Origin of the sequence: Paenibacillus sp. GYB004 (genome assembly GCF_036577605.1) — a bacterium.
Taxonomy (GTDB): domain Bacteria; phylum Bacillota; class Bacilli; order Paenibacillales; family NBRC-103111; genus Paenibacillus_AB; species Paenibacillus_AB oceani.
Map to the genome: position 1 here is coordinate 62,466 of NZ_JARBDB010000025.1, position 15,888 is coordinate 78,353.

Consider the following 15,888-nt stretch of genomic DNA (forward strand, 5'->3'; position numbering starts at 1 on the left):
CAATGGTCGACCAAGAATCGAAGGAATATTCCGTGAGTGCCTAATCGATTGATCATCCTTTTGAGACTCCGAAAGGAGCGGGAGAATACATGATGGAAGCCAAATACATTATTCCAAATGAAGTGGTCCGAGCCGGGCGCACGAGTCGTGATCGTTATGGGGTAACGATGGTTATGGTGAGACATTTCGACGGGCGTATTTCCGTAGTGCCGCGCAATCAATTAATGTTCGACGAGGACGAGCGTCAATTAAAGGAACTGGCGCGTATCATCCATGAAAGTCGGAACATCGGCAAAAGTAAACGGTACTTTGAACTATTCAAAGAGCTTGTGAAGAGAGAGGCCCCAATTGGTCAGCTCTCCAAGTTTATCGACGAATTATCGGAACAAAAAGTAATTCCAATACCTTTTCAATTCGAGGTTGGATAACAATGAATTTGTGGAGGCTTTATGAGCAGGGATACTATTCTTGAAACGGTTATCGATATTGCACTTAATGCGGGCTGTCTCATTGAAACGGGAGAAATTGAAGTTGATGATTCCCGGTTATTGGTACAAAGGATCCAACAGTGGGCAACAGAGTTCGTTGCGAAAAAACCGCAAACTGAAGATTATATTGGCGATGTCGATAGGTTTGCTTACAAAGTACTCAAATCCACCTATCCTCGATCGCCAAAAGCGTTTGATTAACAGCTAAGGGCTGTCCAGAAAGTCAGAGAAAGCTGACTTTCTGGAGGCCACTTTTTTGTTGATGCTTCCACCAAAAAACCATTAAAATGCACAGCCCTTTATATTTCATGGGGTTTTCATGATATTACACCTACTTGAAAAACTATTAAAACAACAACACTATTTCGAGGTAAGCCTTTGCCTGTGAGAAACGTGCTGAAGACTCTTCGTAATACTGTACAATTTTGAACTAGTTAGCATTGACGGGAACGTTTGTTTCTGTGAAAATAAGCTTAAAAAAGAGGGAAGCGGTGCTCCTTTTATGGCTCTAATCGATATATACAGAAGTAGCATTGCAAGAAATAAAAGTCTGCTCGCTAAATTGCAATCTGATAAAGCGGGTGAAACGAAGAAAAAACCAATACTGATGAAAAAGATCAGTTCCGCGCAGCAATCCATTGCACGCACAAAGTCCGTATCAACCGTTCAGTCCAAACTCAAAGAGATCGAGCGGGCGCAGAATGATATGGCGGCGATTGATAAGAAAGTAGCTGACATTGAGCGCAAAGCTGCAAAGGTAAGCAAACATATAGCGGACGAAGAGAGAAAATTGCGGCGGGAAGAGGAGCGTGAACAGAAGAAAGTGAAGGAGACACTAGGAAGACATGAAGAATTGCAAAGGGCAATGCAGCGAGCAATCGTTGATTTACAGAACGTGCCTGAAAAAATCACGGTGTTATTTATGGCCTCAAACCCATTGGATCAAGGATCGTTAAGGTTGGACGAAGAGGCACGGGAAATCCGAGAAATGATTAGAAAATCGGAACACCGAGATTCGGTTTCATTTGAAACCAGATGGGCCGTTAGAACGAATGATGTATTACAAGCCATTAATGAATTAAATCCGGCCGTCATTCATTTCAGTGGCCATGGATCCGAAGAAGACGAACTCGTTTTTCAAACGCCAGACGGAAGAACGAAGCTTGTCTCAAGAGAAGCAATTGTCCAAGTCATGATGAGCGCGGGGGATCATATCCGATTGGTCTACTTTAACACCTGTTTTTCATACGGACAAGCCCAAGCGGTTGTTGAGCACGTTGACGCGGCTATTGGAATGAATACATCCATTGGCGATGACGCGGCTCGGGTCTTTGCCGCACAGTTTTACTCGTCAATTAGTTTCGGGCTATCGATTCAAAAAGCTTTTCATCAAGCGAAAGCTGCCCTGATGTTGGAAGGAATCCCGGAAGAGGATACGCCTGAGCTTTATGTCAGGGACGGTTTGGATGCAGATGAAATCATTATTGTTCGACCAGAGCGATTTTGGGATGACCCTTCGGTGTTCGTTATTTCAGAGGAATACGAGGTTTAATATGTGAAATAGTAAAATCAGTTTCGCAAATAATCCGATGTTATTTTGTGGTATACTGCATAATTAACCGACTCCTTTTGTCGTAGCTCTGGTTTGGTTACTGGTTGTTTTTTGCAGCTATCACCAGTAACTATCCTACGTCACACAAACGTGCAGGGTCGGTTTCGTTCATGATAACTAAAGGTCTGGGAATGGTTACACCGGCACATCCGCCGTGCTATTCCCCATATAATTAAGTGCAGTATCCAATAAGGTATAGTCAGTATAACGATATACTCCAAATCTACCGTTATGTGTGCTAGTAGAAGCAATATCAAATTGGTAATAAATTTAACGTTCCTTGTTCAACATAAATTGATTTGAAAATAAATATTTCAAATTCGGAGAAATATCTGGTCATCAAGTTTTTACACCAGATCGGATGAAACAGCTTGATACTTCAGGATGCTTTCCTGCAGGTCACCTATAACGCTCTCATTCGTAAATACAAATCGATTCCGCACGCCGAGTACCGGGCGCTTGAACTCCTATTCGCGACATATGTGCTGACGGACACGGCTATGGAATGGCTATATTCGGAACAGAGGTAGCTATACAAACGAAAATATAATATGGTAATATAGAGAAGTAAATTCTTATTTCGTTGCTCTCTTGAGCCTTATTGCGAGTATTAAACCCTACGGGTGGATTCTTCTTATGGAAGAAGTGTGCCTGTAGGGTTTTTTTGTTTTTCGGGCGCTTACAAGCCGACTGAGCATACTGCCATCTTGGTAGTGTGTCTACAGTCGGCTTTTTATTTTATAGATCATACCCTACTAAGGAGGAGTCTATGACAGCGGATAAAAGTATCGATTTTCAAACCTTCATAATTGGCAGGGTGATTGGTTTGATGTTGTTTGAACCGGCTTTTAAGCGCGAAATCGAAGCGATGAAGTAATTTTCAAGGGGGAGAACCGCAACCGATTTGCGCGTTGCTCGCATTTGCTATACGGAAAATAATCGTAAGCTCTTGTTTTAAGTACTGTGTTTTTACTTTAACCGAGTCGAAGTGTATTCAAACTCTACATGATAATCAATAGGCGGCAATCGCTTGTACGGAGGTGCTTTCATGTCCATTTCGATGTTGAATAAATCCGCGGTAAAAGAAACAATGAACTTCTATTTACGGACTTGCGATTCCGGTCATCTTTCTGAGAAGGATCTCTTACTTGTGATCCTTGAACCGATTGTTCAAAATCGTTCGGTTTCTAGTCTGGTGGATGACATTTTACATCGTGGGATCGCCTATCTTGGGACCCTTACTGAACACGAACTATCTGTACTCTTCAACCTGGATGAAGAACAAGGATTTCAGTTAATGTCGATTTTTGAACTGTGTAGACGCATGAATGTGGTGGTACCTAAACTGGAAGATGTCGTGATTCGAACCCCTCATGATGTTCTAAAAGTTCTTCAGGATCTCAAGTTTCTTGATCGGGAGCACTTCGTTTCTTTATACCTAAACACGAAAAACCGCTTGATCGGTCGAGAGACAATATCTATTGGCTCACTAAATGCCTCAATCGTGCATCCGCGAGAAGCATTCAAAGGGGCAATCCGCAGAGGAGCAGCGAGTATTATTTTTGCACATAATCATCCAAGCGGCATTGTTGACCCGAGTCCCGAGGACATCTCAGTGACTGAACGATTGATGGAGGTAGGGAAACTCATAGGCATAGAAGTGCTGGATCATGTAATAGTCGGTAGGGATAATTATTATAGTCTCAAAGGAGAGGGTTTGCTTCATGAAAGATTATAAGTATATTGCTTCTACCAACTGAATATACTGGACACAAGCTTCAGAATAGTATTTAAATTCTTAGTCCAGTGGAAATAGATCCTGGACATGCGAATAGCTATACATATTGACTTGTTGCTATTTAGGTAACCCAGATTAATGGGAAACGTGGTGATATATTTGCATGATGAGACAAAGATAAACTATCATAGTTTTATTTCTGAATTGAAGTCAGTCTTCGATCCAATACTCCTTACAATGAGAAGTCAAGATGCTTCAATGTGGAGGGGACAAGCTTGGCGTGGGCCGTTACAGTCGTTTAAAGGATTGATACGCTCAGCAGGCGTACTGGGCAAGATCGGCTGGGGCTCTCTTCCGATTGTTGGCCCCGGATTACTCATAGCGGGCGGTTTAATTGCTACGATACCAGTATGGTTAATTGCTTTTCTAACAGTTTCTATTTTGTTTTTGGTCTACTTTATCATGGTAATGAGTTATACAAAGGAAATGACAACAATTGGGCATGTTAATTTTCATATCGGTGCTTTTAAGGCAAAACGTCCGATGGAATACAAATTGTGGGCGACATTCCTGTATAAGCAAAATGCGAATTTCGAGGGCCTTCTAAACTTTATTACACCGATTTTTAATCCGAACGAAGGGGTTGCTGTAAAAAGCGTTATTGAGTATACGAAAGGTCACGTTGATGCCATACGATCCGAGAATGAACAATTTCGAAGCGCTAGGGATTTCCTTCAAGCTGAAGTCGAAAAGCACGAACAAGCTATCGGATATCTAATTGATTTGATTAAAGCTATCAATAAATCCCTCTATCGATTAGTAAACGATTGTATGAACTTTTATGAACTTGATTTCGTTTGCGCTTATACGATTTATAGGGTGGATGGTGACGTTATTCGCAAGATCCAGGACAAGGGCACGACTGGTGCCAGTCCGGATACGATAGCACTCACAGAAGTAAATGCGAATAGATATGCTTCAGTGTATGTTGCAATGCTGCCTGAAGATGAGGATGGGTTCTCTTATAATAATCCGTTCCCTGGCCGAACTGTTGCATCATATCGGATGCGAGTCTTAGACCAAACATGGATTTGGAACTTTCATTTCGATGACTCTAACGACAAGGCATTGAAGCTGACTCTATCAAATGATATTATAGAGATACGGGAAGTCTATCGTCTTGTACATGCATTTTGCTTAGTATTACGAAAACGTGAAATTGAGGGTAGGGAGGGAATCCACGATGGAAGTTCAACAAGTCAAGCGGCCAACCAAAATTAGCTTTGTATCGCAGCGAGATATTGTTGAGAAAAATCGCAGTCAACGCGAGCACATTTTGCGGGTTCTCGACCAACTGAAGGTGGCTCAACAAGAAGCCGCAGCAACGGTAGATACTCCTCAACAACGCTAATATCCCAAACCCAAGACCTTGGTATAGACCAAGGTCTTTATTTTTTTGTTGCGACTTATATTTTAATAGATTCTGGTAATAATGAATGGTAAAAATCATCCTTGGCGGTGAATATTAAACATGCAGAACCGGAAGCTAGTATCACTTTTTCGGAAGCCGAAGAAGGGAATTTTCAAAACCCAAGAGGAAATCGTGAAGGAAAACAGGAAGAAGAGGGAGGAGGCTCTAAAACGTTTAGATGGAAGTCAAATTAAGAATCTATGGTCAGACGAAGGCTAGTAAACTCCATTGTACTTCATTAAGAGATAACGTCTATGCTTTTCAATCGAACCAAAATTCGGGTATAAAGCCCGTTGATTGGTTACAGTAAGCTCCATTAGCTTTTTTACGTATATATACAACTGCCTCGTTTAAACTCTCCCGCCTAGCCTTATTGATGCATTGGGGAGCAAGGGCCAACTAACCCTGATCTAATGTTGAAATAACTGTGGTGGCATGATATATGAAAAGTGGTCAATTTGATTAATTTGCTCAGATTTCCCTTTTACAAAGTTTAAAGCCCTGTGGGCGGTATTACCTTTTAAAGGTATACCCCCAAAGGGCTTGTTTTTGCGCTTCCTACATCTTCCCCAAACAAAAGTTCCTATTGGGGCCGTATGCAGACCTGGATGTAAGGTGGTGTGGGAAGGAGAGGGTTAGTCGCACCCTCTTACTCGATTGGCGAATAATGTATTTTTCTAAAAATACGGGTTTTCATTATGCAGTTTAATAGGCATTTTACATTTGCGCACAGATAGAATACCATGTCATATTTTGATAAAATATGTATATTGTTCACATAGGACGAAAGGGGCGTATATCATGTGGTCTGATAATGAAACAGATATCGATCTACTAGATTTTAATTATATGGTCACCGCAGTAACTTCCATTGTCAAAAGTCCATCTTTGCTGCCGGCTACTATCGGTGTATTTGGAGACTGGGGTAGTGGAAAATCTAGTTTGATACGGATGATCCAAAAGGATTTGCAAGAGGATGAAGACATCTTGTGTTTGACCTTTAACGGATGGCTGTTTGAAGGCTATGATGATGCCAAAACCGCCCTTATGGGGACGATCTTGGACGAAATAAGCGAGCAAAGGGCACTAAGTGCCAAGGCCAAAGAACTCGTTACGAAGTTAACGAAACGAATTGATTGGTTTCGAACGATATCCTATGTAGGTAAAAAAGCAGCCGCATTTGCGGTTGGAGGACCAGTTGCATTTGGGCTTAGCGCAGGGGTGGACATTGCATCATTCCTGTCCGAAAATTTGGAGAAAATTAAAGAATTAGATACAGAGAAAATAAAAGATTTCATCAAGGAGAAAACCGAGGACGACGAAAACATTCGTCGCAGCGTACGAGATTTTCATAAAGACTTTTCTGAGTTGCTTAGTCAGACGAATATCAAAACGTTGGTGGTCTTTATTGACGACTTGGACCGCTGTACACCGGATACAATTATAGAAACGCTCGAGGCCATTCGATTATTTTTGTATGCACCTCAAACGGCATTTATCCTTGGAGCGGATGAGCGATTAGTTCGGTACGCGGTTCGTCGGCGGTTCCCTGAATTGCCCGGTGAGCGTGCTGAGGTAGGCAGGGATTATCTGGAGAAATTGATTCAGTTCCCGATTAGAGTCACATCGCTTGGACGTACGGAGCTTGAAACGTATATTGGCCTTCTATTTGCCAATCTACATTTATCTGATGAACATTTCGAACAGTCCCGCTTAAAGGCTCTCGTTCGTGATAACGAGTTATTGCATGAGATCACTTTTAATTACGGGATCGCAAAATCCATACTTGAAGAAGTACCAACGGAGCTAGAAGAAGGACTCTCACTGGCTGCTACCATTGCTCCTATTCTTCATTCAGGAATGAACGGCAATCCCCGTCAGAGTAAACGGTTTCTGAATACGTTGCTAATGCGAGTTCAAATGGCGAAATCCAAAAAAATACCGCTTAAGCTTCAGGTTTTGGCCAAGCTCATGGTATTGGAATATTTCCGGTCTGCATGGTTTGCTCGGATTGCGGAGATGCAAGCTCAGCAAGCAGGAAAACCTACGGAGTTAAAGCTTTTGGAAGATTTCGTGAATCAAGAAGCGCACCAAAAGGAAGAGGTAGCCGAAATATCGGGTGAGTCGGAGGAACAGACCGAAAAGTCGAAGAAAGCTTCAGCCCAACCGAAAATTTCGCCCCAAGAGCAACTGGGCGGAGAATTTAAGATATGGTTATCCGATCCGTGGATGAAGGAATGGTTACAGATTCCACCGGCACTTAGTGACATTGATCTGCGCCCATATTTTTATTTCTCACGAGACACGCTTGGCGCACTTTCGATAGGCGTTAAAAGGATGCGCCCGGAAGCACAAGAAGCGTTAACGAATCTATTAAGTCAGAGCCAAGCCATGCAAAAGAAGGGGCTTGATTCCGCTTCATCACTTACTCAAGTTGATGCCTCTGCCGTATTCGATGCTTTGTCTGATCGGGTTCGGCAAGAGGAGGATCTAGGAGATGAAGGGTCCGCATTCATGCGACTTTTAGATTGGGCGGATGCAAGGAAAGAGTTAATCCCGCAGTTAATCACATTATTAATGCGTATGTCCGAAGCAAAGATCCCTCCTGTTACGGTCATGAAGGTAATCGGTCTTGCGAAAGACACTGAAGCAGTCCCATCTGCATATAAACTGCTCGAACAATGGTCACAAACTACTAGCAATAAACCACTAGCAAGCCTAGCGAACCGTCGTTTAAGCGAACTAGCATAAAAGGAGTGATTCTATGGGGACATCAAGTTCCTATGGCGGACTTACAGGTGGAAATAAACTGTTGCCTCCGTGGGCTCAGGAACCTGATTCGCCACCAGAGCCAGACTTGACTCCTGCAGATGAAGATGGTCAGGATCAAGCGGGAGAAAAAAATGAGGATGTGGAGTTACCGGCGAAAGAAGAGCCTGGGGTTCCAAAGTGGGTACGTATGGAAAGCTGGCGAGCTCCAAAAGGGATGATGCGCCGATACGCTTCCAATAAAGGTAACCTTAACCGAACCGGTAGAGCCTATGTAAGATCCAAAGGTGGAGCTAAGACAGCTGCTAAAAATGCCGTTGCAGGTAAAAGCGCAACGGCTAGATTGGGCGGATTTCTCTCGGATATCGCTAGAAATGGATTCCTTCAAGCATTTGATAATCTTGGACTCCGTCAAGTTATTGGACAACCTGTAGAAGCTGTATTTGCAGCAATCGCACAAGCGTTGACACCAATGGGGGCTACTCTTGAGGATCACATCGCTCGTAGAGCCGTGAATGACGCTATGGCGGACCTATTCCAGAAGTTTGGTGCAGATGATGATTTGAATCAGATTGACCAAATGAATGAAGATGGGGTTAGGGACGCAATCAAAGATTGTGTCCAAAACTATATCTATCAGCGCTGGCTGCAGGAGTTAGGCGACAGAATAGAGAAGCACGCAATGTCGGCCGAGCAAGCAATACGAATGGAACGAGATGTTAAAGCTTATGTGAAAGAGGCCGTCAAATTGGATCTAAGCAAAGTAGATGTCCTTGGCATGGATTGGAATGGACCACAAATAGGTCAAATTATGGATGCGATATATACAGATGCGTACAGCATGCTGGAGGTGTCAGAATGAGTTGGAATATTGTCTGTCTGGAAGGGGAAACTGATACATACACGATTGAAGCTTCTGACAACCAATATGTCCTGCCGGTTCCTTTATATCATTCTACTCATCCAAATGCGATAGGGAATAATATAAGTAACACATTATCTCAGTACCATCTGTTTCCCACAGAAGAGGCAATGGATCTTCTTAATGCTGCAATAGGTATTTATACTGCAGATGTTCGCGTCCTTCGTTCAGATGCGCACGATAACTGGACGCGTGATTTCATTTTGCATTTACCGGTCTCTCACCAGGAAGTTTGGGAAGGTGCCGTACCGATTTTCGAGAGAATGCTGTCATTCTTAACAGGAGACCATTGGGAGCTGCGGGTCCGGAAAAGCCAGCGACAAGTGCAAAAACCTTTGTTTAAGATGCCGCCATTTTCAAAAAAAGTATGCCTGTTTTCGGGAGGCTTGGATTCGTTTGTAGGAGCGATAGATTTGATGGCGGAAAAAGAACCAGTCTTTCTGGTCAGCCATTATACGGTAGGTCCTTTAAGTGAAGTGCAGAAACAGGTGTATACCTTACTCGACAAACAATTTCCCAATTCATCGAGGCATCTTCGGTTCTTTGTCCAACCACCTAAAAACTCGACCAAACATACAGAACTAACTACAAGAAGCCGGTCCATTCTATTTATGTCCCTAGCTATCGCCGCAGCAAGTTCTCTAGGAGATGACACGACATTTTATGTTCCTGAAAACGGCCTTATCTCTTTAAATGTACCTCTAACCCACACAAGAACAAGCAGCTTGAGCACGAGGACGACACAACCTCATTTCATGAGTACTTTGCAGTCCTTTATCGATATGCTTGGTTTAAGTGTAAAAATAGAGACACCATATCAGTTTTCCACAAAAGGTGAAATGTTACTACATGCCAAACACCAATCGATATTAAAAGCGGGCGCTGATTATACAATGTCTTGTTCTCATCCAGGAGTCGGCCGGCACATAAAAGGAGGGAACCCGTATCAGCATTGTGGATACTGCGTACCATGCATCATTCGTCGTGCATCGATGGCAGCGGCAGGACTAGATGATGCGAAACCATATGCAGTGGACGTTCTGACTAATCCGCCAAGATCAGAAAATGGTACGGGGCGTGATTTCCGTGCATTTGAAATGGCTCTTCATAGGGCTGCCTTGCCTGATTTCCGACCTTTTCTTGAAGTGTTAAATGCGGGGCCTTTGCCGGGAGGAGCAGAGCAAATTCAGGCCTATGTGGACGTATATACACGCGGAATGGAAGAGGTTCGTCAATTTCTCTATCAAGTAGGTGAATGAAATGATCCCGTTGGTGGACGCACATTGTCATATTGATTTATATTCCTCCCCTGCTGATGTTGTGGTTTGGGTCGAATCCAATAAGGTTTATACGATTGCAGTTACAAATGCACCTTCGGTGTTTTCCCATACAGCAAAATTGGTGGAAAATAGTAATTATATACGACCTGCTCTCGGACTTCATCCGCAACTCGTCCATCTTAAAAAACACGAGCTGTCATTATTTCGAGACTTACTTAAGGATACACGCTACGTTGGAGAGGTCGGTCTCGATTATAGTGCGAAGCAACGGGAAGATGAGCGAAACCAAAGGGAGGTTTTTTCCTCCATTTTAGATATGTGCACTGAATATGAGAACAAGATCCTAACTGTACATTCCCGGCATGCTGCAGGCGATGTTATAAGTGCGATTGGAGATAAGTTTCATGGAACCGTCATTCTTCATTGGTTCACGGGGTCATTAAAAGAACTAGACCGTGCTCTTTCTTACGGGATGTTCTTTTCCGTTAATACATCGATGGTAAAAACCAAAAAAGGGCAAAGTCTAATCAGCCGAATTCCGCAGGATCGAATCATAACGGAAACAGACGGCCCTTTTACTAAAATTGCTAATCGGATCTCTCAACCATCGGATGTCAGTTTCACTATTATTGAGCTTGCTAAAGCTTGGAGGGTGGAAGCAGAGGTTGCTAAAGAACAAGTATATAGCAATTTCAAACAGCTATTGTTAAGATAGATGTCAACGATTGACCTGAAAAATTGCATTGGTGTCGAACGACATGAACCTATACCGTCGTTCGTCGTCCGTTGAACCCGCATGTAACGAACCTCTCTCCTGCATACTTCTAGTCTCGGCGACGATCATGATTTTATCTGAATTGGTGGCACGTGCTTTCTTACGGAGAAATAGCGCCTGCAGCTTTCTGGTGAACTCTTTAAGCGAAGGCCATCCCATAATTTTCATGCACTGGCGTATCTGAATATCTTTGTTCGCGTATCCCTGGTTCTCCGCTGATGGGTACAGAATATTGGAATCCGAGAAAGTAGGGAACTAACAGGAGCTGGGAAGAGGTAGTAGCGTACTGTCTGGAGTTATTTTCAGAGCTCGAAATGAACTATTTCGGACGAGTCTTTCATATATAATTCTGCCGTCGAAAGTCGATCCAGTTAACCTTGCTATAATCATTGCGACAACTCTGTAGGTCTGATATTATTTAGGTAATGTAGGTTTTTCTGTGGCTCGCTTTGAGCATTTTGGAGAGTTTTAAGCCCTATGGGTGGATCATTCTTATGGATGAGTCTGCCCAATAGGGCTTTTTCTATTTCTTTTTCGAGCCTTTAGGGGCCATTACATATAGACATAATATATTCCATTGAGAGAGGATGCATTGCAGGATGATTTGGTTCTTAATCGGCGGAGTGATTGTTGTGGCACTTTTGGTGTATGCTCACCTTGAATCTTCTCGAGCAGCCTATTACCGTGCTAAGGCTAGGGAAATTCAACTCAGAAACGAGGCTACAACAGTTCAACTAACGGTGAAAGAAGAGGCTAAAGAAGTTCAGAAGCAGGATGTGCTTGTCGATGAGGAATCTCTGCCATTGTTTATTCAACCAAGGCGAGGGGGAGTTTCTCAACCTATTTACAAGCAGGACGACGACACGGTGGCCAAAAAAAATGTTTCGCAGGATGTACCCGTCAAAGACGATTCTATGCCATTATTTATACAGCGGAGGATAGCGTCTAATGCGCAGCAATATGACGAGCGGGACGCCGGCATGGTCATTAGCTATCATGAACTGGAATCCTATCAAAACTACGATGACTTTTTACATCTTACATCATCCGATACATCGAAAGCTGGTTCTGAACTTGAACACGAAGTAGACCCGACCGAAAGAGCTGCAGCATTACAGACAGTTGAACTAGACCATGATGCGCTTCAGTATCTGAAAATAATTGGAGTAGAAACCGAGTGCGAGAGCGAACAACACGAAATAATAGAGTCCTCTTTTCAACGCTTCGAGTTGGATGAATCTATTACAATGGATGTACATGTAAGCCCTCCAGAATTGAATCTAGTGCAAGATCATCTGCCTATTGAAGATCCAGATGATGAAGCAGGGCCTAGAGAAGTTGCCGAGGTTACTATGTATTTAGGAGGAGAACCGAGGAGTGGGGTGCAATTCATTGCCGGCCGAATCATCGAAAAATTTGATGATGATCTCTGCAGATTGGATGATGGTACGGGTACAAAAATTATAAGCCATCACCGACTCCGTCATTTTGAATTACACGACCATGTAGTTTGCCAAGTACAAGTCACGAATAATGGTTGGAATTGCTTGCACGTATGGGGTAAGTTCAAAGAGGAGCTGCAAAACGTAAGCTAGGCGGCGCCTTCGCGGCGCCGACGTGGATGCTCTCGAAGGACGCCCTACATTATTCGAGGAGCAGTACGATGAAATGCAGGTGAGCACCGGACTATTTCGCATCGAAATAAATACTCAGCACGTCTATGTTGCAAACTTTGGTAGATTCGACCATAGAAGATAGGAGCTTTCTGGAGAACAGAGAGGACAATCGGCCATGTCTAACTGCCTAAATGGCTCGAGATCATGGATTGGAAATTCGAAACTATCCTATTAAAAGGGCGTGTGATAGAATGAAATCCAAAAATGACAAGGTGGTTCGTGGAAGGTTTCGACTTGGTGAAAACGCCTTTCCTTCATCAAAAGACAAACGTGAGAAAATCATGCGAGACCTCGAGCGAATAATGAGAAAAAGTTCACATGTTGTCAAAAAGGAAAAATAAGTGGACGATGAATAGATAGTATGGAGATACCACTTGAAATTTCCCAAGTAGCCTTAGAAAATTGCAAGAAATCCAATGGTGAGTTAAACGGGCACGGGAGAACTTGGAGAACTTTTATCGATGCCACAATAGAGGATTAATTGCCAAAAGCCCTGTGATCGCAGGGCTTTTATAGTTACTCGATCAATCATAGTATCCTGATCTCGCTGGTGCCATCAATGACTGCGGTACCGTTATTAAACGATTCGAGCAAAATACAAAGATAGATAAATACGTCTCAAGACGACCGCGTGTCACCCTGATGGAAAGAAGAACGAGAGGGGGCGGGCTGAGGGAGTGGAGAAGCGGAGTGTCCGCCTTTAAAATCTTGTGCTATCCTTCTGCCTGCCCTCCCCATGCGCCAACTTAGTGCCTACGACAAAGGACCGTCCGGGAATCAGACGGTTTTTCTTATAATAATGGCTCTTCGTAAAAAATTATTGGAATTCCCAATTTGCGAATTCTGTTCCATCCTTAGTGGTCATTTCTTCGATTTCACTTCAGAAAAGGCCGCCGATTAGTTCGACGGCCTTTTACCTGCCGCGGATTTGGATCGTTAAAGGATGGTTACAGCTTTTCCTCTATTCTGCCCAGCACTGTACGGAGGTCGTCCAGCCGTGACCAATAAAACTTCAGTTCGTCCCTCATACGCAATATTTCATCGTAAGGCAAGTTCAGTTCCGTGTAGTATCAGAAAGTCGGTATAATCTCGCGATACATATGGAATCGGCTGGGGCGGTTTGTTAACGGTTCGGGTCCGCTCCATTCTGCAGCTAATTTCAAGCTCGGTATGCTCAGCGTATGTTTACGGATGTACAACTGTCGATTAGTGCTATTATTCGACATTTTTTTCACCGATAAAACAAAGGATTAGACCGAATAGACAAAATTTGACATAATTCTAAAGAATCATTTATAATAGTTAATAAGTATGGTGTTCCTAAATTTATACTAGGTAATTAGGCTTGGGGGTAAATAATAAAAGCAGTCCTATCTTTTTGTTCGTTCAAGGACGAGTTCCAGAAAATGAGACAGATATTCTTGTTCCTCAGATGTAAGCTGCTTGATAGAATGTAAAATTCTTAAGATTTTGGGAGGGAGATCGCCGTAATCTGTATCGATTAATAAATCAACAATACTGATATTAAGTGGAACACAAAGCCGTTCGAGGGTTTCGACTCGAGGAGATTGGTTGTCGTTTTCAATTGAACTTATAGTAGATTGACCGACATCTGAAAGATTAGCCAGTTCGGTTGTTGAAAGTCCTAATGCTTCTCGATACTTCTTTAATCGTTTACCAATCGTCAACATGGATTTTGAGTACCTTTCTCTCTATAGTTTTATCTAATGAAATTTATTATATATCACCTGTACCGTGGAAAGATGTTCCTTCCGTTTTCCGATAATTTTTGTTTTTATAATCATCATTTTCGGGTAGATGTATAGAAAAAGAAGTGGTGTTTTTTAACAATGCGTGAAACGTCTCAAATAAGGAAAGGAAGGAGGGTCATTATGAAGCAACGATCCGTTAAGGAAGTAGTTGAAAATCTTAACCGTTTCATTGTTACGAATGTCCATCTTCTTTCCGAATCGCGCATTGAAAACAGTATCACGATTGACGTAAGTCCCTCTGGTAAGCCGGAAATTACTTGGGAAAGGCGTCACAACCTAAAAGGAAGAGTAGACGATAATCTTATCGCTCTGAGTCTTAACGACTATGATCTGGTTGTTAAAAAAGCGTTATCACAAGTTGAAATATTATTAATTGAACTGATGGAAACCCCGCGAGTCAGCGGGAGGGTTCATTTGACATTTTGGGGGGATAACATTGAGGTCTACAGTCAATGAAATGGTAAAAAAAGCAATGATTACAGTACGTCAAAGTCTGACGACAGAGTGCCCGTTTCTAACTCGGGAGCATACCAAGGGTCAAATAGCGATACATTTTAGACCGCAAAGCACACCCCGGGTAAGCTGGGAAAGAGAACTGTCCGTTAAGTATAATGATGGCCAGATGAAAATGTCATCTCTTTTTTCACGGGAATGTGATCCGGACAACCTTGAAATGGCGTTGGAGGTAATCGAGTACACGTTGTTCCAGTACATTCATCCGGATAGAAGAATATTGTCTGGGAAGCTCCAATTTACTTTCGAGAATGGACTCATATTAAATATTCTTGCTACTGGACGTCTTATTTATGAAGATTGTGAATAATCCTTTGTTATCGCGGGATATTCCGCTTCTGCCTGATGATAGTGGTGATGGAATATTACCCTTACCGACGAACGATGATCTAATAAATTTCCTTGCGTACCTTCAAAAATGGGGTGTAATAGTATCTTTCCTATTATTTACAGTAATGATCCTTCTTGCACTGATAGCAAAAGCTAACAAAAATCCTAGTTTACAAAGAAGCTTTAAATTCTTTGCTTATGGATTGGCAATAATTGCGGTTGCTCTTGCATTTTTGCCTTATTATGTAATATACCAGGTAGAATCTACAGCTTTGCCGAGCTCTCCAACAGATGAGAGTTCTCATAGTACGATCGCTATTATTTTGTCATATATCAAAGCCTGGGAAGTCATTATATGCCTTTACATAATAATGATCGCTTCCTTATTTGCAGCAACGGCCAAAATACGCAATAATCTGATGCTGAAACGCAAATATTCATTCTTTGCATATGGAGCCGCGCTTTTAGGGGGAATTTTATTTTTCCTCCCGCAATTAATCCTCAATTATTTAGGAAACGCATGACCAAGGACGGTGATGACG

At 42.6% G+C, this 15,888-nt stretch carries 15 protein-coding genes; 14 read left to right on the forward strand and 1 reads right to left on the reverse strand.

The features are described 5' to 3' along the window. The first annotated feature begins 89 nt into the window (after positions 1-89). From PV433_RS10825 to PV433_RS10880, 12 genes are all read left to right on the forward strand, one after another. Positions 90-428: a hypothetical protein gene (locus tag PV433_RS10825; protein ID WP_332072157.1), complete on the forward strand. Its 339-nt coding sequence runs from the start codon at positions 90-92 to the stop codon at positions 426-428. Positions 429-449: 21 nt separating this feature from the next. Next, complete coding sequence (locus PV433_RS10830) at positions 450-689, forward strand: hypothetical protein (protein WP_332072158.1); 240 nt, start codon at positions 450-452, stop codon at positions 687-689. Positions 690-990: 301 nt separating this feature from the next. Further along, a complete protein-coding gene (locus tag PV433_RS10835) occupies positions 991-2,040 on the forward strand; it encodes a CHAT domain-containing protein (protein ID WP_332072159.1) in 1,050 nt (349 codons plus the stop codon). Positions 2,041-2,471: 431 nt separating this feature from the next. Then, positions 2,472-2,630, forward strand: a complete 159-nt coding sequence (locus PV433_RS10840; RefSeq protein ID WP_332072160.1) for a hypothetical protein — start codon at positions 2,472-2,474, stop codon at positions 2,628-2,630. A gap of 518 nt (positions 2,631-3,148) precedes the next feature. After that, positions 3,149-3,838 (forward strand): RadC family protein, encoded by a 690-nt coding sequence (gene radC / locus PV433_RS10845; RefSeq protein ID WP_332072162.1) that lies wholly within the window; start codon positions 3,149-3,151, stop codon positions 3,836-3,838. Between the two features lie 138 nt (positions 3,839-3,976). Beyond that, positions 3,977-5,119 carry a hypothetical protein gene (locus PV433_RS10850; protein ID WP_332072163.1) on the forward strand — a complete coding sequence of 381 codons (1,143 nt, stop codon included), beginning with the start codon at positions 3,977-3,979 and terminating at the stop codon, positions 5,117-5,119. Beyond that, positions 5,082-5,249 (forward strand): hypothetical protein, encoded by a 168-nt coding sequence (locus tag PV433_RS10855; protein ID WP_332072164.1) that lies wholly within the window; start codon positions 5,082-5,084, stop codon positions 5,247-5,249. Before PV433_RS10850 ends, PV433_RS10855 begins: the two co-directional genes overlap by 38 nt. Positions 5,250-6,110: 861 nt before the next feature. Then, positions 6,111-8,060 (forward strand): KAP family P-loop NTPase fold protein, encoded by a 1,950-nt coding sequence (locus PV433_RS10860; protein ID WP_332072165.1) that lies wholly within the window; start codon positions 6,111-6,113, stop codon positions 8,058-8,060. Between the two features lie 13 nt (positions 8,061-8,073). Next, positions 8,074-8,940, forward strand: a complete 867-nt coding sequence (qatB, locus tag PV433_RS10865; RefSeq protein WP_332072166.1) for a Qat anti-phage system associated protein QatB — start codon at positions 8,074-8,076, stop codon at positions 8,938-8,940. Continuing rightward, positions 8,937-10,259, forward strand: coding sequence for a Qat anti-phage system QueC-like protein QatC (qatC, locus tag PV433_RS10870; protein WP_332072167.1), 1,323 nt, complete (start codon positions 8,937-8,939; stop codon positions 10,257-10,259). The genes qatB and qatC overlap by 4 nt, the downstream gene beginning before the upstream one ends. A 1-nt stretch (position 10,260) precedes the next feature. Further along, entirely contained in the window at positions 10,261-10,995 is a 735-nt protein-coding gene (gene qatD, locus PV433_RS10875; protein WP_332072168.1) for a Qat anti-phage system TatD family nuclease QatD, read from the forward strand. A 659-nt stretch (positions 10,996-11,654) separates the two neighbouring features. Beyond that, positions 11,655-12,650 carry a hypothetical protein gene (locus PV433_RS10880; protein ID WP_332072169.1) on the forward strand — a complete coding sequence of 332 codons (996 nt, stop codon included), beginning with the start codon at positions 11,655-11,657 and terminating at the stop codon, positions 12,648-12,650. A 1,451-nt stretch (positions 12,651-14,101) separates the two neighbouring features. Here PV433_RS10880 and PV433_RS10885 read toward each other — a convergent pair. Next, entirely contained in the window at positions 14,102-14,422 is a 321-nt protein-coding gene (locus PV433_RS10885; RefSeq protein WP_332072170.1) for a helix-turn-helix domain-containing protein, read from the reverse strand. A gap of 201 nt (positions 14,423-14,623) precedes the next feature. On the opposite strand from PV433_RS10885, the gene PV433_RS10890 reads away from it, so the two are divergent. Further along, complete coding sequence (locus PV433_RS10890) at positions 14,624-14,959, forward strand: hypothetical protein (protein ID WP_332072171.1); 336 nt, start codon at positions 14,624-14,626, stop codon at positions 14,957-14,959. 350 nt (positions 14,960-15,309) lie between these two features. After that, a complete protein-coding gene (locus PV433_RS10895) occupies positions 15,310-15,870 on the forward strand; it encodes a hypothetical protein (RefSeq protein WP_332072173.1) in 561 nt (186 codons plus the stop codon). Positions 15,871-15,888: the final 18 nt, after the last annotated feature.